Origin of the sequence: Streptomyces dengpaensis, from assembly GCF_002946835.1 — a bacterium.
GTDB classification, from domain to species: domain Bacteria; phylum Actinomycetota; class Actinomycetes; order Streptomycetales; family Streptomycetaceae; genus Streptomyces; species Streptomyces dengpaensis.
The window spans coordinates 2,709,588-2,724,080 of the sequence record NZ_CP026652.1; the positions used below are offsets into that span (position 1 = coordinate 2,709,588).

Consider the following 14,493-nt stretch of genomic DNA (forward strand, 5'->3'; position numbering starts at 1 on the left):
CCCGGGTCGGGCGCTACGCGTGGGACGACTGGAGTTCCGCCGGTTCCTCCACCGGCGCCTCGGCGGCCCCCGAGGACGTACGCTCCTTCCACGGCAGCAGCACAGCCACCAGCACCGTGCCGACGCCCAGGATCACCGCGCCGATGAGGCTCGTGTGCGCCACCGCGTCGGCGAAGGACGAACCGACCGCGTCCGCCATCTGCCCGGCACCGTGGGCTAATTGGCCGGCCTGGGCCTTCAGCTGGGCCGCCTGCTCGCCGCTCCCCGCCTGCGCGGCCTGCTCGCCGAGCCGCCGGGCCTTGTCGCCGATGCCCTGGGCGACGGCATATCCGGCGCCGACCGAGTCCTGGGCCGTGGAGAGGGCGCCGGCGGGGAGCTTGCTGCCCGCTGTCGCGTCCGCGAGGTGGGAGGAGTACGAACTCGCGAGCACCGAGCCGAGGATCGCGATGCCGAGCGAGCCGCCGAGTTCGATCGAGGTGTCGTTCACCGCGCCGCCGACGCCCAGTTCGGGCTCGGGGAACGCGCCCATGATCGCGTCCGTGCAGGGCGACAGCGCGAGCCCGATCGCGAGGCCCAGGATGACGAGGGGCAGGACGAAGTCGCCGTACGAGGACGAATGGTCCACCTGGGTCAGGAGCGCCAGCGCGGCCGTGCCGCCGGCCATCCCCGCGGTGACCGTGATCTTCATGCCGATGCGCGGGGTGAGGTAGCCGGTGAGCGCCGAGCCGGCGAAGACCGCCCCGGCGATCGGCAGCATGCGCACCCCGGTGTCCAGCGCGTCGTATCCGAGGACGAACTGCAGGTGCTGGGTGAGGTAGTAGAAGGCACCGAAGACGGCCAGAAAGAAGAGCGCGACGGCGAGGTTCGAGCCGGCGAAGCGGCGGTTCGCGAAGCGGCGTACGTCGACGACCGGGCGCGGGTGGCGCAGCTCCCAGACCACGAAGAGCGCGAGACCGACGCCCGCGACGACCGCGGCGGTCACCGCCTTCACGCCCCAGCCGAAGTGCGGGCCCTCGATGATCATGTAGACCAGCGAACCGATCCAGGCGACGGACAGCAGGCCGCCCACGTAATCGATGCGGTGGTGGTGCGCGGCCCTGGACGGCGGCACGAGGACGAAGGCACCGATGACGGCCACGAAGGCGATCGGCACGTTGATCAGGAATGTGGACGACCAGCCGTGGTGCTCCAGGAGCGCGCCCGCGACCAGCGGCCCCGCCGCGATCGCGAGTCCGGCGGTGGCGGTCCACAGGGTGATCGCCTTCGCCCGCTCCGCGCGCGGAAAGGTCGCGGCGAGCAGGGAGAGCGTCGCGGGCATGATCAGGGCGGCGCCGACGCCCATCACCGCGCGGGCCGCGATCACCCCCGTGGAACTGTCGACGAGCGAGCCCGCGACCGCACCGCCGCCGAAGACGACGAGCCCGAGCACGAGCGCGCCACGGCGGCTGTATGTGTCGCCGACCGCGCCGAGCAGCAGCATGAGCGCGGCGTACGGGACGGTGTAGCCGTCGATGACCCATTGCAGGTCGGCGCTGGACAGGCCCAGGTCCTGGGTCATGTCGGGGGCCGCGACCGTGAGGGCGGTGTTCGCCATCACGATGATCAGCAGGCTCAGGCACAGCACCAGCAGCGCCCACCAGCGCCGGGCGTAGGGCCGGTCCATCCTCTCGACCGGTTCGTTCATGACGAGACGCATGGGTACGGTCGCCCTCTCCTCGCTCGATTTGCACAGCGGCGTGCAATTGCACAACCATGTGCAATGTACGTGGTTGCACAGCGCTGTGCAAATGAAGGAGATGGTGGCGGTGAGGACACTCGGGCGCCCGGTGCGCCATGCGGTCGCGCCCCGGCCGTCGGCGAAGGGCGTGCACAATGGCAGCCATGACCACGGGTAACCCCAGCCGCGCGGATGTGAACCGCCGCCGCATACTCGACGTCGCGCTCGCCGAGCTGCTGCGCGACCCCGACGCGTCGATGGACCAGATCGCGCGGGCCGCGGGCGTCGTACGGCGCACGGTGTACGGGCACTTCCAGAACCGTGACGCCCTGATCAGCGTTCTGGTCGACGAGGCGGTGGCGACGGTGGCGGCGGCGCACGCGGAGGGCCGCGAAGGCGTCGAGGACCCGGCCGAGTCCGTCGTCCGCTCGGTGCTGTCCGTATGGGAGATCGCCGACCGCTACCGGCTGCTGGTCGGGCTCGCCCAGCGCAGCGTCACGGTCCAGGGCATCCGTGAACGGCTCACTCCCGTGCGCGAGGCCTGCGTGGAGCTGCTCCAACGCGGTCTGGACCAGGGCGTGTTCGAGTCCCCGCTGCCGGCGCCGGCACTGGCGTACGTACACGAGCAGATGCTGTTCGCCCTGATGGAGGCGGTGAACGACGGCCTGCTGGCAGCGGAAGAGGCGGGCCGCTCCGCCGCGGTCACCATGCTGACCGCGGCGGGCGTACCCGCCTCTCGTGCCACCGAACTGGTGGCGAAGCTGAGCGATTGAGGGAGAAAGCCCGAGTGACCGGGCGGCGAGGCTGGGGCCTGTCCGGCGGATCATGCCGGACAGGCCCCAGGTCTAGGCCTTCGCCAGCTCCTTCTCGCCGCCCTGTTCCGGCACCTCCGCGGGGACGCCGTCCTGGTGGTCGTCCAGCAGGGTCTTCTCGTCGAACGGCAGCTGACCCGCGAGTACCTGCGCGACCCGGTCCTTGTCGATCTCCTTCGTCCACGTACCGATCAGGACCGTCGCCACGGCGTTGCCCGCGAAGTTCGTCAGGGCGCGCGCCTCGCTCATGAAGCGGTCGATGCCGACGATGAGGCCGACGCCGTCCACCAGGGCGGGCTTGTGCGACTGCAGACCACCGGCCAGGGTGGCGAGACCCGCCCCGCTGACGCCCGCCGCGCCCTTCGACGCGATGAGGAGGAAGAGCAGCAGCGGGATCTGCTCCCCGATCGACATCGGCGTGCCCATCGCGTCGGCGATGTAGAGCGAGGCCATGGTCATGTAGATCATGGTGCCGTCGAGGTTGAAGGAGTAGCCGGTCGGGACGGTGATGCCGACGACCGGCTTGCCGACGCCCAGGTGCTCCATCTTCGCGATGAGCCGCGGCAGGGCGGACTCGGAGGACGAGGTCGACAGGATCAGCAGGAACTCACGGCCCAGGTACTTGAAGAACGTGAAGATGTTCAGGCCCGTGACCGCGCGCAGCAGCGCGCCGAGCACGATGAAGACGAACAGGAAGCAGGTGATGTAGAAACCCAGCATCAGAACGGCGAGGCTCTTGAGCGCGTCCAGACCGGCCGAACCGGTGACCGCGGCGATGGCGCCGAAGGCACCGATCGGGGCCGCCCACATCACCATGGCGAGGATGCGGAAGACGAGCCGCTGGATGTGATCGATGCCACGGAGGATGGGCTGCCCCGCCGATCCCATGGCCTGGAGCGCGAAGCCGGCGAGGAGGGCGACGAGCAGGGTCTGCAGGACCTCGCCCTCGGTGAAGGCGGAGACCATCGTGGTCGGGATGATCGAGAGCACGAACTCGACCGGCGGCAGCGCCTCCGCCGCGACCTGCCCCTGTCCGGCCTCCTTGACCGCGTCGGTCACGGCCAGGCCGCTGCCCGGGTCCAGGACGTTGCCGACGACCAGACCGATGGCGAGCGCGACCAGCGACATGACCAGGAAGTAGCCGAGCGCGATACCGCCGACGGCTCCGACCTTGGCTGCCTTCCGCACCGAGCCGATGCCCAGGACGATCGTGCAGAAGATGATCGGCGAGATCATCATCTTGATCAGGTTGACGAACCCCGTGCCGATCGGCTTGAGCTCGACCGCGAAGTCGGGGGCGATCAGGCCCACGGCGATGCCGAGGATCACCGCCCCGATCACGGCGATGTACAGATAGTGCGTGCGGTCCCGCTTCACTGCGGGCGCGGCAGGTGCCATGTCGGGTGTGCTGGCCACGGCTGCCCTCCTTGACGACGTCATCGGCATCATCCGGCGTGCGGCTCACGTCCGGTGGCCCAGGCGTGCGGCACGCACCCGGTGGAACCAGGCGTGTGACGCACGTCCGGCGGCACCCGGCGTGCGGCTCACGTCCGGTGGACCCAGGTGTGCGGCTCACGCCCGGGGAGATCCGGGAGCCTTGGGCGCTCCCGGGGGATGGGGTGACTATCTCCCGGCCTGTGAGGGCGGTCACCCTTCCGTTCATTTAGTTCACACTTACAAGCACACTGGCCTGAAAGAGCTGATCAGAAGGAGCCTGATCAGGAGAGGCAGACTGACGACATGCGCTTCCCCCGCGTCCCGCGACCCCGCAGCCTGGCCGGCCACCTGTTCGCCATGCAGGCCGTGCTGATCGCGGTGCTCGTCGCCGGGTACGCGCTGTTCTCCTACGCCGGCGACCGCAGCCAGGCCGAGCAGGCGGCGGGCCGCCAGGCGATGTCGGTCGCCCGTACGATCGCGGACGCGCCCTCGGTGCGGCAGGCGATCCGCACCGCCGACCCCACGAAGACCCTTCAGCCGTACGCCCTCCAGGTGGAGCGCGACACCGACGTGGACTTTGTGACGATCATGAACCCGCGGGGCATCCGCTGGACCCACCCCGACAAGACCCAGATCGGCAAGCACTTCATCGGCCACATCGGTCCCGCCCAGAACGGCAGGCCCTTCACGGAGACGTACACGGGCACCCTCGGCCCGTCCGTACGCGCCGTCGCCCCGATCCGGGACAACGGCGAGATCGTCGGCCTGGTCAGCTCCGGCATCAAGGTCGAGGCGATCACCAAGCGCGCCCAGGAGCAGGTCACGACCCTCATCGGGGTGGCGGGCGGCGCCCTGGTCATCGGCGGCATCGGCACGTACGTCATCAACGCCCGGCTGCGCCGCTCCACCCACGGCATGAACGCGACCGAGCTCAGCCGGATGCACGACTACCACCAGGCCGCTCTGCACGCCGTACGCGAGGGGCTGCTGATGCTCGACGGGCAGTTCCGGGTGGCGCTGATCAACGACGGCGGGCGGGAGCTGCTGGACGTGACGGACGACGTGGTCGGCCGTTCCGTCGCCGAACTCGGGCTGCCCGCGCCGCTGACGGGCGCGCTGGTGTCGGCGGAGCCGAGGGTGGACGAGGTGCACCTGACGGCGTCACGCGTCCTGGTCGTGAACACGTCCCCGGTCTCGGGCGGCGAACACCGCGGCACGGTGGTGACGTTGCGCGACGTGACCCAACTCCAGGCTCTGATGGGCGAGTTGGACTCGGAGCGCGGCTTCACCCAGGCGCTGCGCTCGCAGGCGCACGAGGCCGCGAACCGGCTGCACACCGTGGTCTCCCTCATCGAGCTGGGCCGCGCCGAGGAGGCCGTCGACTTCGCCACGGCGGAACTGGAACTGGCCCAGGCGCTCACCGACCAGGTGATCGCGGCGGTCAGCGAGCCGGTCCTCGCCGCGCTGCTCCTCGGCAAGACGGCGCAGGCGAACGAGCGGGGCGTGGAGCTGGTGGTGTCCGACGACAGCGCCATCGACGATGGCCTGCTTCCGGCTTCCGTCTCCGCCCGCGACCTGGTCACCGTCCTGGGCAACCTGATCGACAACGCGGTGGACGCGGCGGTCGGCACGGTCGGGGCGCGGGTGACGGTGACGGCGTATACGGACGAGGGCGTACGGACGGACGAGGACGTACCGAGAGACGAGGACGTACGGAGGGAGGCGCCCGTCCTCGTGCTGCGCGTCGCCGACACCGGCGCCGGGGTGGACCCGGCCCACGCCGAGCGCGTCTTCCAGCGCGGCTGGTCCACCAAACCGGCGGGACCCGGCGGCCGGGGCCTCGGCCTGGCCCTCGTACGGCAGACCGTGAGCCGTCACGGCGGCACCCTGACGGTACGGGAAGCGGCCTCCGGCGGGGCGGAGTTCGAGGTGCGGCTGCCGTTGCCTACGGTGTCCTCGGCCACGGCAGCCGGCGGGGACGCCGATCACGACCCCGCGGAGTCCCCCTCGCGCAGGGACGCCGAGCCGGCCCACCCCGCCGTGCCTGGAGGCGACGTATGACCGACCGCGAGCCCATCCGCGTACTCGTCGTCGAGGACGACCCGGTCGCCGCCGACGCGCACGTCATGTACGTCGGCCGGGTGCCCGGCTTCACGGCGGTCGGCAAGGCCCATACGGGCGCCGAGGCGCGCCGCGCGCTGGACCGTACGCCCGTGGACCTGCTGCTGCTCGACCTGCACCTGCCGGACGTGCACGGACTGCAGCTCGCCCGCTCCCTGCGCGCTGCCGGCTACCACGCGGACGTGATAGCGGTGACGTCCGCGCGGGATCTGGCGGTCGTACGGGAAGGGGTCTCGCTCGGGGTCGTCCAGTACGTCCTGAAGCCGTTCACCTTCGCGACGTTGAGGGACCGGCTCATCCGGTACGCCGAGTTCCACGCGGCGGCGGGCGAGGCCAGCGGCCAGGACGAGGTGGACCGCGCCCTGGCCACCCTCCGCGCCCCGGGCCCGGCCGCCCTGCCCAAGGGCCTGAGCGCCCCGACCCTGGAGCGGGTGACCCGGGCACTGCGGGAGACCGCGGAGGGGCTCACGGCCGCGGAGGCCGCAGAGGGCGTGGGCATCTCGCGGATCACCGCCCGGCGGTATCTGGAACACCTGGTGGACGCGGGGCGCGCGGAACGGAGCCCGCAGTACGGGCAGGTGGGGAGGCCGGAGTTGGTTTATCGGTGGGTGCGGGGGGTTGGGCGGGGGCGTTAGTGCGTTGTGGCAAGCCGAGGGGTCTTCGAGGCAACCGCCGTGGGTGATCATTCGGCCACGGGTGCCATGTGCGGTGCGGTGGGGCTGGTGTGACAGCTGGGGGTGGAGGCCTTGGCTCCCCCGGCCGGATTCCGCGTCCACCCAGTAGCCCCACCCCGCCTCCACCCGGCCGCCCCCTGCCCACCGGCCCCAAGTCGCCAAACTCACCCGGCGTGCCACCGCACCGTTTCACTCTAGTGCCGTACCGGCGATGCGAACCCGCCAAGTTCCGTAGCGAGCAAGGCATCCGATGGGGAGGTCGACCGCCCGCAGATGACTTCACGCGAGCCGATGCCACAAAGGAAGCCGCCCAAGCCCTGGCCGCTGCAAGGTCATTGACCTGACATACGAACACCTCTTACGTTCACCGGCAGACAATCTCGGCCACCGACGACGTCGGCCAGTAGGAGGTCGTGCCCGTGCGCTCCACCGCTCCACTGCTCCTCGCAACGCTGCTCGCCGCGACAACGCTCACCGCATGCGGATCCGGATCCGGGGATGATCCGGACACCCTCAAGGTCTCCTTCAAGCAGTCGACGGACAACTCGATCAGGGTGATGGACACCTTCCTGGGCGAGATGAAGAAGGAGTTCGAGAAGGCCAACCCGGGAAAGAAGGTCGAACTCGTCCCGATCAAGGCCCCGGACTCCGAGTACTACACGAAGCTCCAGCAGATGCTGAGGTCGCCCAAGACGGCCCCCGATCTGGTCTACGAGGACACCTTTCTCATCAACTCGGACATCACGAGCGGGTACTTGAAGCCCCTCGACCCGTATCTCGACAAGTGGTCGGACTGGGACCAGTTCATCGACACGGCGAAGGCGGCGGCCAAGGGCCAGGACGGGAAGACGTACGGCGTTCCGGACGGGACGGACACCCGGGGGCTCTGGTTCGACAAGGGCATATTCGAGAAGGCGGGGCTGCCCGGTGACTGGCAGCCGAAGACGTGGGACGACGTGCTCGCCGCCGCGCGGACCATCAAGAAGAAGGTCCCGGGCGTCACCCCGCTGAACGTCTACACGGGCAAGCCCGCCGGCGAGGCGGCCACCATGCAGGGCTTCGAGATGCTGCTGTACGGGACGGGCGACGGGAAGACGGACCCCCTGTACGACACGGCCTCCAAGAAGTGGATCGCCGGGAGCCGGGAATTCAAGGACGCCCTCACCTTCGTGGAGACGGTCTACAAGGAGAAGCTCGGCCCCGATGTCTCCGACGCCCTCGACCCGAACTTCGGGACCACCGTCCGCGGTGAGCTGCTGCCCAAGGGCAAGCTCGGCATCGACCTCGACGGCAGCTGGCTCCCGCAGGACTGGCTGAAGGGTGCCGGCCACGAATGGCCCGAGTGGTCCGAGAAGCTCGGCCTCGCCCCTATGCCCACCCAGAACGGGCAGGCCCCCGGCAAGGTGAGCATGTCCGGCGGCTGGACCTGGGCGATCCCGTCCAAGGCGGCCAACCCCGACCTGGCCTTCGAGTTCATCAAGACCATGCAGACCAAGGCCAACGCCCAGAAGTGGTACATCGCCAACTCAGGCATCGCGGTACGCAAGGACGTCGCGGAGGACCCCGCGTACGCGCAGGCGCAGCCCGGCATCAAGTTCTTCACGGATCTGGTGGCGAGCACGCACTACCGGCCGGCGTACCCGGCGTATCCGAAGGTCTCGACCGCGATCCAGGAGGCCATGGAGGGCGTGACGACGGGTGACAGTTCGGTCGAGGAGGCGGCGAGCGGCTACGACCAGGAGTTGAAGACGGCGACCGACAACCAAGTGATCACGAAGTGAGTGTCGGCACGCGGGCCGGGGCCGCGCCCCCGGCCCACCCGTCGGTGGGTACGAAGGTCGCCGCCCCGCGCCGGGGAAGCCTCCTCCGCTCCCTCGTAAGGGCTCTTCCGGTCTCGCCCGCCGTCGTCCTCATGGGTCTCTTCCTCGCGGGCCCGATCGGCTACTGCGCCTATATCGCCTTCACGGACCTGCAGTTGACGGGCCAGGCGCAGTCGTCGTTCGTCGGGTTCGACAACTTCCGGACGGCGTTCGGGGACGAGGCGTTCCTGAACGCGGTCTGGCTGACGCTGGTCTTCACGGTGCTGTCGTCCTTGGTCGGCCAGAACACGCTGGGGCTGGCGCTGGCTTCGCTGATGCAGCGGGCTTCGAAGCCGGTTCGCACGCTGGTGGGCGGAGTCGTGATCACGGCGTGGGTGCTGCCAGAGGTCGTCGCCGGGTTTCTGCTGTACGCCTTCTTCCGGCGGGAGGGGACGCTGAACGCCATTCTGGACTGGCTTCATCTGCCGTCTCAGAACTGGCTGTTCACGCTGCCGATTCTGGCGGTGTCGTTCGCGAATGTGTGGCGGGGTACCGCGTTCTCGATGCTCGTCTATTCGGCGGCGCTGAACGAAATCCCGAAGGAGATCACGGAGGCGGCTGAGGTGGACGGGGCGGGCGGCTGGCGCCGCATGTGGCACATCACGTTGCCGATGATTCGCCGTTCGATCGGTACGAATCTCATGCTCAATACGCTGCAGACGTTGTCGGTGTTCGGGCTGATCTGGGTGATGACGAGGGGCGGTCCCGGCGGCCGGAGTCAGACGCTCCCCCTCTTCATGTACGAACAGGCCTTCCAGAAGAGCATGATCGGGTACGGAACGGCGGTGGCGTTGCTGCTTCTGGTGGTCGGCTCGCTGTTTTCGCTCGTGTATATGCGGCTGCTGCGGATGGAGGTCTGAGGTGGCACTTCACAGCGCTCGTACGCCCCTCAAGTCGCGCCCTACTGGCCTCAAGTCGATCCCCACTGGCCTCAAGTTCCCTTCCGCGTCCCCCAAGTCCCGCCGTACCAACCGGCGTCTGGCCGCGGACGCCGGCCTCCTCTTCGTCGCGGCCGCGTTCGCGCTGCCGCTGGCCTGGGTGGTCCTGTCCGCGCTCGACCCGCAGGCTAACCTCCAGGTGAAGGTGCCGGACGGCCTGACGCTGGACAACTTCGACGCGGTCCTGAAGCCGGACATCACGTTCACGCCGTTGCTCAACAGCCTCATCCTGTGCGGTGGCGCGACGCTGCTGACGGTGGTGTGCGCGGCGCTCGCGGCGTATCCGCTGTCCCGGTTCCGGTCGCGTCTCAACCGGCCGTTCCTCCTGACGATCCTGTTCGCGACATGTCTGCCGATCACGGCGATCATGGTTCCGGTGTACGCGCTCTTCGTCCAGGTGAATCTGATCGACACCATGCAGGGGACGATCTTCTTCTTCGCGGCCTCTCAACTCCCTTTCGCCATCTGGCTGATGAAGAACTTCATGGACGGGGTGCCGAAGGAGCTGGAGGAGGCCGCCTGGACGGACGGGGCTTCGCCGCTTCAGTCACTGGTGCGGATCGTGCTGCCGCTGATGGGGCCGGGCGTGGCAGTGGTGACGGTGTTCTCGTTCGTGATGATGTGGGGCAACTTCTTTGTGCCGTTCATGCTGCTGCTCACACCGGACCAGATGCCCGCGTCGGTGAGCATCAATGACTTCTTCGGGAATCGAGGGACCGTGGTTTATGGGCAGTTGGCCGCGTTCTCGATTATTTACTCGACGCCGGTGATTTTGCTGTACGTGCTGGTCGCCCGGCGGCTGGGTGGGGGGTTTGCTTTGGGCGGGGCCGTCAAGGGCTGAAGGCGGTCACCTTCACCTCAGGAAGAAGCCTCCGGCAACACCCCCGGCCGGAACGGCTCAACACCCACCACCCGCCGCACCGTCACCGGTTCGATCAGCAGCATCACGCGCCGCTCGCCCGGCAGGAGCCACGGATACCGTTCCTCCCCGATGTACTTCCGGGTGAGCCGGTCCATGGCCTGCCCGGCCTGCTCCCCCTCCACGAACCGCGCCACCCGTCCCCGGATCTCCGCGCGGTCGTACGGGTTCCCGGGATCGTGATGGGAGAGCGAGACGTACGGGTTGTGCCGCAGGTTCTGCTCCTTGACTCGCCCGATGGACGTGTTGACCATGACGTACTCGCGGCCGGAGCCGTCGTCGTACTCGATGTCGGCCCACATCGGGGAGACTTGGGGCGCCCCGTCCGGTCCGACGGTGGCCAAGTGCCAGAAGTTCGGCGCCAGAAGACGCTCGCGGATGTGCTCGTCCAGCTTGCCCGTACGGTCCACCTGATACATGCGCCCATCCTGGCGTCCCGTACCGCCTCCCACCAGAGGGACGCACCAGGTGGTCAGAAGACCGACTCCGCCTCGTCCATCCGGTCCTTCGGGACCGTCTTCAGCTCCGTGGTCGCCTCCGCGAGCGGCACCATCACGATGTCCGTGCCGCGCAGCGCCGTCATCTTGCCGAACTCGCCGCGGTGCGCGGCCTCGACGGCGTGCCAGCCGAAGCGGGTGGCGAGCACGCGGTCGTACGCCGTCGGCGTGCCGCCACGCTGGATGTGGCCGAGAATGACCGGCTTGGCCTCCTTGCCGAGGCGGCGCTCCAGTTCGTACGCGAGGGCCGTGCCGATGCCCCGGAAGCGCTCGTGGCCGAACTGGTCGATCTCGCCGTGGCCGTAGTCCATGGTGCTCTCGACGGGGTGGGCGCCCTCGGCGACGCAGACGACCGCGAACTTCTTGCCGCGCGCGAAGCGGTCCTCGACCATCGCCACCAGGTCGGCCGGGTCGAAGGGGCGCTCGGGCAGGCAGATGCCGTGGGCACCGGCCGCCATGCCGGACTCCAGGGCGATCCAGCCGGCGTGCCGGCCCATGACCTCGACGACCATCACACGCTGGTGGGACTCGGCCGTCGTCTTCAGCCGGTCCATGGCCTCCGTGGCCACGCCCACCGCGGTGTCGAAGCCGAAGGTGCGGTCGGTCGAGGAGATGTCGTTGTCGATCGTCTTGGGGACGCCGACGACCGGCAGGCCCGCGTCCGAGAGCATGCTGGCGGCGGTCAGGGTGCCCTCGCCGCCGATCGGGATCAGCACGTCGATGCCGAATTCGCGCGCCATGTCCTGCGCGTTCTCGCAGGCCTCGCGGAGCCGGTCGCGCTGCAGCCGCGAGGAGCCGAGGATGGTGCCGCCGTGGGCGAGGATGCCGCTGACAGCGTTCAGGTCGAGGTTGCGGAAGCGGCCGTCGAGCAGGCCGGCGTAGCCGTCCTCGAAGCCGATGACCTCGTCCCCGAAGTTGGTGACCGCTCGATGCACGATCGACCGGATCACTGCGTTCAGGCCCGGGCAGTCGCCGCCTGCGGTGAGAACTCCGATGCGCATCGTGCTGTGTCTCCTGCTCGCTGTTGGTACCGGTGAGCCGATCCGATTGTTTCACGGCTCATCGGGAGCGTCGCTTCCGCACCGTCCGCCCCCTTCCGCCCGCGAGGACCGCCCCTGTCCGCCTGCGGGGACCGCCCCTGTCTGCCCGCGAGGACGCCCCGGCCGGCGCGCGAGGAATGCCCCGGTCTGCCCTCGACGCCCCGCCCGGCCCGCGCGCGGGGCCCGTCCCGGTCTGCCCTCGGAGCCCCGCCCCGGTCTACGCTCGGGGCCTTGACACTGACGGGCGCCTTATCCACCCGCAGAGGTATTGTCAAGAGCGTTCCGCCCACCTAGGCGGGCTATTTTTCCGCGCCCCAAAAAGTATAAAAGCCATCCAGAGCGAGGAAACGGAGAGCACGCGTGACCCGCAGCGTGTACGTGACCGGGATCGACCGCGGCGACGGCCGCCAGGTCGTCGAGCTGGGGGTCATGGAGCTTCTGACCCGACAGGTCGACCGGGTGGGGGTGTTCCGTCCGCTCGTGCACGACGGCCCGGACCGGCTGTTCGAGCTGCTCCGCTCCCGCTACCGGCTGGCGCAGGACCCGTCGACGGTATACGGCCTGGACTACCACGAGGCGTCCACGCTCCAGGCCGAGCAGGGCACGGACGAGCTGGTCTCCTCCCTGGTGAACCGCTTCCACGCGGTCGCGCGGGACTACGACGTCGTCCTCGTCCTCGGCACCGACTACGCCGACACCCAGTTCCCCGACGAGCTCGCGCTGAACGCCCGCCTCGCGAACGAGTTCGGCGCCTCGGTCATCCCGGTCGTCGGCGGCCGGGGCCAGACCGCCGAGTCCGTACGGGCCGAGACGCGCAACGCCTACCGCGCGTACGACGGCCTCGGCTGCGACGTCCTCGCCATGGTCGTGAACCGGGTGACACCGGCCGACCGGGCGGAGCTGCGCGAGCGGCTCGACGCGCGCCTGCCCGTGCCCTGCTACGTCCTGCCCGACGAGCCCGCGCTCTCCGCGCCCACGGTCGCGCAGATCACCCACGCCCTCGGCGGCAAGGTGCTCCTCGGCGACGACTCGGGGCTCGCCCGTGACGCGCTCGACTTCGTCTTCGGCGGCGCGATGCTGCCGAAACTCCTGAACGCGCTGACCCCCGGATGCCTGGTGGTCACCCCCGGCGACCGCGCCGACCTGGTCGTCGGCTCGCTCGCCGCGCACAGCGCCGGCACTCCCCCGATAGCCGGCGTGCTGCTCACCCTGAACGAGCGGCCCAGCGAGGAGATCCTCACCCTCGCGGCCCGCCTCGCGCCCGGCACCCCGGTCGTCTCGGTGGCCGGGAACTCCTTCCCGACCGCGGCCGAACTCTTCGGCCTGGAGGGAAAGTTGAACGCGGCCACGCCCCGCAAGGCGGAGACCGCGCTCGGCCTCTTCGAGCGGTACGTGGACACCAGCGACCTCCTCGACCGGGTCTCGGCGCCGAGCAGCGACCGGCTCACCCCGATGATGTTCGAGCACAAGCTCCTGGAGCAGGCCCGCTCCGACAAGCGCCGCGTGGTGCTGCCCGAGGGCACCGAGGAGCGCGTCCTGCACGCCGCCGAGGTGCTGCTGCGCCGCGGTGTCTGTGACCTGACGCTGCTGGGGCCCGTCGAACAGATCCGCAAGAAGGCCGCCGACCTCGGCATCGACCTCGGCGACGCCCAGCTCATCGACCCGCAGACCTCCGAGCTGCGGGATTCCTTCGCCGAGAAGTACGCCCTGCTGCGCGCCCACAAGGGCGTCACCGAGGAGCTGGCGTACGACGTCGTCTCGGACGTGAACTACTTCGGGACGCTGATGGTCCAGGAGGGCCTCGCCGACGGCATGGTGTCTGGTTCGGTGCACTCCACGGCCGCGACCATCCGGCCCGCCTTCGAGATCATCAAGACCAAGCCGGACGCCAAGATCGTGTCGTCCGTCTTCTTCATGTGCCTGGCCGACAAGGTCCTCGTCTACGGCGACTGCGCCGTGAACCCCGACCCGAACGCCGAGCAGCTCGCCGACATCGCCATCCAGTCGGCCGCCACCGCCGAGCAGTTCGGCGTCGAGCCGCGGATCGCGATGCTGTCGTACTCGACGGGTACGTCCGGTTCCGGCGCCGACGTCGACAAGGTGCGCGAAGCGACCGAATCGGTGCGGCAGCGCCGCGGCGACCTCAGGATCGAGGGGCCGATCCAGTACGACGCCGCCGTCGAGCCGACGGTCGCGGCGACCAAGCTGCCGGGCTCCGAGGTCGCCGGGCAGGCGTCCGTGCTGATCTTCCCGGACCTCAACACCGGCAACAACACCTACAAGGCCGTGCAGCGCTCGGCCGGCGCGATCGCCGTCGGCCCGGTCCTGCAGGGCCTGCGCAAGCCCGTCAACGACCTGTCCCGCGGCGCGCTCGTCCAGGACATCGTCAACACCGTCGCCATCACGGCGATCCAGGCCCAGACCCACGAGCAGAAGGCTTCCCAGCAGTGAGCGCCCACCCGTCTCCCACCTCCGCCCT

11 protein-coding genes are annotated in these 14,493 nt (G+C 69.5%); 7 read left to right on the top strand and 4 right to left on the bottom strand.

The annotated features are described in order from the left end of the window. Positions 1 to 13: 13 nt before the first annotated feature. Positions 14 to 1,696 (bottom strand): MFS transporter, encoded by a 1,683-nt coding sequence (locus C4B68_RS12140; RefSeq protein ID WP_099499991.1) that lies wholly within the window; start codon positions 1,694 to 1,696, stop codon positions 14 to 16. 176 nt (positions 1,697 to 1,872) lie between these two features. Here C4B68_RS12140 and C4B68_RS12145 point away from each other — a divergent pair, with 176 nt between their 5' ends. Further along, positions 1,873 to 2,490 (top strand): TetR/AcrR family transcriptional regulator, encoded by a 618-nt coding sequence (locus C4B68_RS12145; RefSeq protein WP_099499990.1) that lies wholly within the window; start codon positions 1,873 to 1,875, stop codon positions 2,488 to 2,490. A gap of 72 nt (positions 2,491 to 2,562) precedes the next feature. Here C4B68_RS12145 and C4B68_RS12150 read toward each other — a convergent pair whose 3' ends face one another. Continuing rightward, positions 2,563 to 3,969, bottom strand: a complete 1,407-nt coding sequence (locus tag C4B68_RS12150; protein WP_180289187.1) for a cation:dicarboxylate symporter family transporter — start codon at positions 3,967 to 3,969, stop codon at positions 2,563 to 2,565. A 300-nt stretch (positions 3,970 to 4,269) separates the two neighbouring features. Between C4B68_RS12150 and C4B68_RS12155 the strand changes: the two genes are divergently transcribed. From C4B68_RS12155 to C4B68_RS12175, 5 genes are all read left to right on the top strand, one after another. Next, a complete protein-coding gene (locus C4B68_RS12155; RefSeq protein WP_099499989.1) occupies positions 4,270 to 6,027 on the top strand; it encodes an ATP-binding protein in 1,758 nt (585 codons plus the stop codon). After that, entirely contained in the window at positions 6,024 to 6,722 is a 699-nt protein-coding gene (locus tag C4B68_RS12160; protein ID WP_099499988.1) for a response regulator, read from the top strand. The genes C4B68_RS12155 and C4B68_RS12160 overlap by 4 nt, the downstream gene beginning before the upstream one ends. Before the next feature lie 458 nt (positions 6,723 to 7,180). Continuing rightward, positions 7,181 to 8,542, top strand: a complete 1,362-nt coding sequence (locus C4B68_RS12165) for an extracellular solute-binding protein (protein WP_240634313.1) — start codon at positions 7,181 to 7,183, stop codon at positions 8,540 to 8,542. A 131-nt stretch (positions 8,543 to 8,673) separates the two neighbouring features. Then, positions 8,674 to 9,480 carry a carbohydrate ABC transporter permease gene (locus tag C4B68_RS12170; protein WP_240634314.1) on the top strand — a complete coding sequence of 269 codons (807 nt, stop codon included), beginning with the start codon at positions 8,674 to 8,676 and terminating at the stop codon, positions 9,478 to 9,480. A gap of 58 nt (positions 9,481 to 9,538) precedes the next feature. Then, on the top strand, positions 9,539 to 10,399 hold the full coding sequence (locus C4B68_RS12175; RefSeq protein ID WP_099500042.1) for a carbohydrate ABC transporter permease: 861 nt from the start codon (positions 9,539 to 9,541) through the stop codon (positions 10,397 to 10,399). A 17-nt stretch (positions 10,400 to 10,416) separates the two neighbouring features. On the opposite strand, the gene C4B68_RS12180 is transcribed toward C4B68_RS12175, so the two are convergent. Together C4B68_RS12180 and C4B68_RS12185 are read right to left on the bottom strand one after the other, a co-directional pair. Next, positions 10,417 to 10,896, bottom strand: coding sequence for a PPOX class F420-dependent oxidoreductase (locus C4B68_RS12180; RefSeq protein WP_099499986.1), 480 nt, complete (start codon positions 10,894 to 10,896; stop codon positions 10,417 to 10,419). A 53-nt stretch (positions 10,897 to 10,949) separates the two neighbouring features. Next, positions 10,950 to 11,975 (bottom strand): ATP-dependent 6-phosphofructokinase, encoded by a 1,026-nt coding sequence (locus tag C4B68_RS12185; RefSeq protein WP_099499985.1) that lies wholly within the window; start codon positions 11,973 to 11,975, stop codon positions 10,950 to 10,952. A 399-nt stretch (positions 11,976 to 12,374) separates the two neighbouring features. Between C4B68_RS12185 and pta the strand changes: the two genes are divergently transcribed. Further along, on the top strand, positions 12,375 to 14,465 hold the full coding sequence (gene pta, locus C4B68_RS12190) for a phosphate acetyltransferase (protein WP_099499984.1): 2,091 nt from the start codon (positions 12,375 to 12,377) through the stop codon (positions 14,463 to 14,465). The last annotated feature ends 28 nt before the right edge of the window (positions 14,466 to 14,493 follow it).